A 222-nucleotide genomic window follows, 5' to 3' on the forward strand; every position below is an offset into this window, starting at 1 on the left:
GGATATAGGATGGATTGAGATGCTATATATATTTTGGATAATAAGTCTGGGGCTTCTTTATTATTTTTTAGAAAAAAGAAAGAAAAATAGGATAAATGAGCTTATAGATTTAATAGAAAACATGAAAAATCAAAATTATAAAATCCCAATGAAGCAAGATGATTTTTCAATTTTGGAAGATAAAATTTATAAGCTTTTTATAGAAATAGTAGAAGCCAAAGA

1 pseudogene is annotated in these 222 nt (G+C 24.3%); it reads left to right on the top strand.

Annotated elements, in window-relative coordinates:
* Positions 1-19: 19 nt before the first annotated feature.
* Positions 20-222, top strand: a pseudogene (locus tag HMPREF2782_RS04480) (sensor histidine kinase); the annotation flags it as partial.

The organism is Anaerococcus sp. HMSC068A02, assembly GCF_001811125.1.
Taxonomy (GTDB): domain Bacteria; phylum Bacillota; class Clostridia; order Tissierellales; family Peptoniphilaceae; genus Anaerococcus; species Anaerococcus vaginalis_C.